This is a genomic window from Rhodoferax sp. UBA5149 (assembly GCF_002413825.1).
Classification (GTDB): Bacteria; Pseudomonadota; Gammaproteobacteria; order Burkholderiales; family Burkholderiaceae_C; genus Rhodoferax.
Genome location: NZ_DHXT01000088.1, coordinates 58209 through 63130 on the forward strand (window position 1 = coordinate 58209; position 4922 = coordinate 63130).

Annotated in this window: 5 protein-coding genes and 1 pseudogene; all 6 read left to right on the forward strand. The window is 63.8% G+C overall.

All coding sequences use genetic code 11. The features are described 5' to 3' along the window. The coding region (locus tag B3V69_RS07685; protein WP_296445313.1) for an ABC transporter substrate-binding protein at positions 1-648 on the forward strand (648 nt) is incomplete at its 5' end. Positions 649-650: 2 nt separating this feature from the next. Continuing rightward, positions 651-1691, forward strand: a complete 1041-nt coding sequence (locus B3V69_RS07690) for a branched-chain amino acid ABC transporter permease (RefSeq protein WP_296445315.1) — start codon at positions 651-653, stop codon at positions 1689-1691. 1 nt (position 1692) lies between these two features. Further along, positions 1693-3459 carry an ABC transporter permease subunit gene (locus tag B3V69_RS07695; RefSeq protein WP_296445316.1) on the forward strand — a complete coding sequence of 589 codons (1767 nt, stop codon included), beginning with the start codon at positions 1693-1695 and terminating at the stop codon, positions 3457-3459. Positions 3460-3472: 13 nt separating this feature from the next. Further along, complete coding sequence (locus B3V69_RS07700) at positions 3473-4222, forward strand: ABC transporter ATP-binding protein (RefSeq protein ID WP_296445319.1); 750 nt, start codon at positions 3473-3475, stop codon at positions 4220-4222. Positions 4223-4279: 57 nt separating this feature from the next. Further along, positions 4280-4735 carry a MarR family winged helix-turn-helix transcriptional regulator gene (locus B3V69_RS07705; protein ID WP_296445321.1) on the forward strand — a complete coding sequence of 152 codons (456 nt, stop codon included), beginning with the start codon at positions 4280-4282 and terminating at the stop codon, positions 4733-4735. A 37-nt stretch (positions 4736-4772) separates the two neighbouring features. Then, positions 4773-4922: pseudogene (locus tag B3V69_RS07710) on the forward strand (polyphosphate kinase 2); the annotation flags it as partial.

Sequence of the window (4922 nt, forward strand, 5' to 3'; positions counted from 1 at the left end):
TACGGTGAACTCTTCCTGCGCGACATGAAGGTCAAAATGGCCGGCACCGACCTCAAGTTTGTATCGGAAGAGCGCTTTGCCCGTACCGACACCAGCGTCACTGGTCAGGCGCTCAAAGTCACGGCAGGTGCGCCCGATGCGATCTTGATTGTGGCTTCCGGCAGCGGCGCCGCGATGCCGCACAAGGCCCTGATTGAGCGCGGCTACAAAGGCAAGATCTACCAGACCCATGGCGCAGCATCGCGCGATCTGATGCGGGTCGGCGGCAAGGACGTGGAAGGTGCCTTTGTGGTGGCCGGCCCCGGTATGGTGGCCGAGCAGTTGCCGGCCAACCACCCCAGCAAAAAGGTGGCCATGGCGTACGTGACGGCCTGGGAGAAAGTCTATGGACCCAATACCCGCAACCCGTTCGCCGCCCATGCCTACGATGCGTCGATCGTTCTGCAGAAAATCATTCCGATTGCGCTGAAAACCGCCAAGCCCGGTACCAAGGAATTCCGGGGCGCCCTGAAGGCAGCCCTGGAAAATGCCGGGCCGATTCCGCTGTTCCACGGCACCGTGAATTACAGCGCTACCAACCACGCCGGCTACACCGATGACACCGGCGTCATCATGCGCATCACCAACGGCGACTGGAAGCTGCAATAAACATGGACTTTTCTATTGCCGGTATCCTGCTGGTCGACGGACTGACCAATGGCGCCATTTACGCGCTGCTGGGTCTGGCAACCGTGTTGGTGTTTGCGGTGACCCGCATCATCTTCATTCCCCAGGGGGAGTTCGTCACCTACGGCGCGCTGACCCTGGCCATTTTGCAGACCGGCAAGGTGCCGGGCACCATCTGGCTGCTGCTGCTGCTGGCCGCTCTGGCGGCCCTGGCCGAGTCTTTTCAGACCTGGAAACGGCACAAATCGGTCGCGTCGGCCGCGCTGGCCGGTCTCAGGGTGCTGGCCTTTCCGGTCGCCATTTCTCTCATCACCCTGTGGGCCGCGCCCCAGCAGTTCTCCTTGCTGGTGCAGGCCGGCTTGTCGGTCTGTATCGTGACCTCGTTCGGACCGCTGGTGTACCGGCTGGCCTATCAGTCGCTGGCGGATGCGAGCTCGCTGGTGTTGCTGATTGTGTCGGTCGGCGTGCACTTCGCCCTCACCGGTCTGGGGTTGCTGTTTTTTGGCGCCGAAGGTTTTCGCAATCCCTCGTTCTGGGATGCGCGGTTCAGCCTGGGTGCGGTCAATCTTTCCGGGCAAGCCATCATCATTGCGCTGACCTCCAGTGCCTTCATGGTGCTGCTCTGGCTTTTTTTTGAACGCACGCTGTACGGCAAGGCGCTACGCGCCACGGCGGTGAACCGCCTGGGGGCGCGACTGATGGGAATTTCCTCGCAGGCGGCGGGCCAGCTCACGCTGGCCATGGCGGCCCTCATCGGCGCGCTGTCCGGCTTGTTGATTGGCCCGATCGCCACCGTATTTTTCGACTCCGGATTTCTGATCGGCCTGAAGGGCTTTGTGGCGGCCGTCATCGGTGGTCTGGTCAGCTACCCGGGCGCCGCGCTGGGCGCCCTGCTGGTTGGCGTGATTGAGGCTTTTAGTTCCTTCTGGGCCAGCGCGTTCAAGGAAGTCATTGTGTTCACCCTGATCCTGCCCGTGTTGTTGTGGCGCTCACTCAAAGCCGGTCACTCGGACGAGGAGCACTGACATGACTTTGAGAAAAACAGGCTGGCTGGCGCTGGTCACCGCCCTGGGCCTGATCGCGCTGCTGCCGGTGCCCGAATTCTGGATTACCCAGCTCAATTACATCGGCATCTCCAGCCTGGCCGTGCTGGGGTTGATCCTCCTGACCGGTGTCGGCGGACTCACCTCCTTCGGCCAAGCGGCATTTGTCGGCATTGGCGCCTACACCTCGGCTTACCTCACGGTGCACGCCGGGCTCTCGCCCTGGCTCACGCTGTTTATCGGGCTGGCGCTGACCGCCGGCTGCGCCCTCATTCTGGGCTGGATCACGCTGCGCATGTCAGGCCACTACCTGCCGCTGGCCACCCTGGCCTGGGGCTTGTCGCTGTACTACACCATGGGCAACCTGGACGCGCTGGGCAAATACGACGGCATTGCGGGGGTCCCCGGCTTGGCGCTGTGGAGCTGGGAGCTGGGGCAGGGTCGCCTCTTCTTTGTGATGACCTGGGCGCTGGTACTGCTGGGCGCGCTGGGCCTGCTCCACCTGCTGGACTCGCGCGTGGGCCGCGCCATCCGCGCGCTCAGAACCGGGTCGCAGATGGCCGAGTCCATGGGCATTGATACCCTGCGCTTCAAGATCGGCATTTTCGTTCTGTCGGCCTTGCTGGCCAGTGTGTCGGGCTGGCTGTATGCGCATTTTCAGCGCTCGGTCACCCCGTCCCCGTTCGGCGTGCAGGTTGGCATCGAATACCTGTTCATGGCGGTCTTGGGCGGTGCCGGCCATGTGTGGGGCGCCACCACCGGGGTCACCATCACCAAGCTGCTGGCGGATCAGTTGCAGGTGCTGTTGCCCAAACTGATTGGCACCAGCGGCAGCTACGAAACCATCGTCTTCGGCGTGCTGCTGGTGCTGACCCTGAAGTACGCCCCCGAAGGCATCTGGGCCTTTGTCGACCGCAAGTTGCCCAAACCGGCGCGCCCGGTCGACTGGCACAACGCCCCCGCCCTGGTGCATCGCAGCAAACCTGCGGCTGGCGAGGTCGTGCTGCAAGCGATCGATATTCGCAAGGCTTTTGGTGGCCTGGTGGCGGTCAACGACATCAACTTCAGCGTCCGCTCGGACCAGATTGTGGGCCTGATCGGCCCCAATGGCGCCGGCAAATCCACCACCTTCAACCTGATTACCGGCGTGCTGGGGCTGACCAGCGGGCGCGTCACTTTCCGCGGTGAAACCATCAGCGGACTGCCGTCGCGCGAAATCGCCAAACGCGGCATCTCCCGCACCTTCCAGCACGTCAAGATGATCGCCGACATGACGGTGCTGGAAAACGTGGCCCTGGGCGCCCACTTGCGCGGCCAGCGCGGGGCCGTAGCGGCCATGCTGCGCCTGGACCGCAGCGAGGAACAAAGCCTGTTCAAGGAAGCCGAGTTTCAGCTGCGGCGCATCGGCATGGGCGACCACCTGCATGAACTGGCGGGCAACCTGGCCATGGGCCCGCAGCGCCTGCTGGAAATTGCCCGCGCCCTGTGCAACGACCCGGCCCTACTGCTACTGGACGAACCCGCCGCCGGCTTGCGCCACAAGGAAAAAGAGGCCCTGGCCGATGTGCTGCGCCAGCTCAAATCCGAGGGCTTGAGCATTTTGCTGGTGGAGCACGACATGGATTTGGTCATGCAAGTCACCGACCGCATCGTGGTGATGGAATTTGGCACCCGCCTGATCGAGGGCACGCCTGAAGAAATCCAGGCCAGCCCCGAAGTCCGTGCCGCCTATCTCGGCACCGAGCACTGAGAAAGCCACCGTCATGTCAATTCCTCTTCTCCAGGTGCAGGGCCTGCACGCGGGCTACGGCAAAGCCGAAGTCCTGCGCGGCATCACGCTCGAAGCCGCGCCCGGCAGCATCATCACCGTCATCGGACCCAACGGCGCCGGCAAATCAACCCTGCTGAACGCCTTGATGGGCGTGCTGCCGTCCAGCGGCCGCATTGACTACGCCGGTGCCTCCATCGCCACGCTGCCGCTCGAAGAACGGGTCATGCTGGGCGTGGCCCTGGTGCCGGAACGGCGCGAGCTGTTTGGCAGCATGTCGGTGGAAGACAATCTGGTGCTGGGTGCGTATCGCCAGGTCAGGCTGCACAACAAGCAATGGCGCGAGCAGATCGATGTCGTGTTTGAACTGTTCCCGCGTCTCAAGGAGCGCCGTACCCAAGAGGCCGGCACGCTCTCCGGCGGTGAACGTCAAATGCTGGCCGTGGGCCGGGCGCTGATGTCACGCCCCCAACTGCTGATGCTGGACGAGCCCAGTCTGGGTCTGGCGCCGCTGATCGTGATAGAAATATTCCGCACCATTGACGCCCTGCGAAAAACCGGCGTCACTACCCTGCTGGTGGAGCAAAACGCCCGCGCGGCGCTGGAAACCGCTGACTACGGTTACGTCCTGGAAATGGGCGAAATCGTCCTGCAGGGACCGGCCGCCGCGCTGGCCACCGACCCGCGCGTGATCGACACCTATCTGGGCGCGGCCCGGAAAAAAACCGCAGCGCTGGGCGCCTGACACCGTGGGCACGCCGCGCGCGCTGGTTATGCTCCCACCCTTTCCCTGCTGAACGCCATGGACGCCAAGACCCTCACCCCCTTCGTTGAAAAAGTGGATACCCGCTACCTGGAAAGCCTGGCGGGGTACAACTCGCGCCGGGCGGCCCTGGCCATCATCGCGGTCTTCCTGGAGCGCATGACCATCTTTGACTTGCGCCCGGTGGACTTCTCCGTGCTGTCGCTGGTCGCGCACAATCCCGGCATTACCTCACGCCAGTTGTGCGACACCCTGGGCATTCTGGCGCCCAACCTGGTCGCGATGGTGAATGCGATGGAAAAGCGGGCGTTGATCAGCCGGCGCCGCCATCCCCATGACGGCCGGGCCATGGGCCTGCACCTGACCGCCAGCGGCGAAGCAATGATGCGCGACGCGGAAAAAACCGCGGCCCAGCTCGAACTCGAAGCCACCTCGCGCTTGACCGCCGCCGAGCGCAAGACCTTGCTGCTGTTGCTCAAAAAGATCTACAAGTAGGCCCGGCAGGGTGCCCGTCATCTCCGCCTGCAGCGCTCCGCTACGATGCCGTACCGTGGCACTGGCCAAGCCGAGCGAGCGCGAGCAGACGCAATGGTATTTTCAGCGCTACGTGCCGCACCTGCCGGCCGCTGGCGAGATCGTGCTGTTCGACCGCAGCTGGCACAACCGCGCCGGCGTCGAGCGC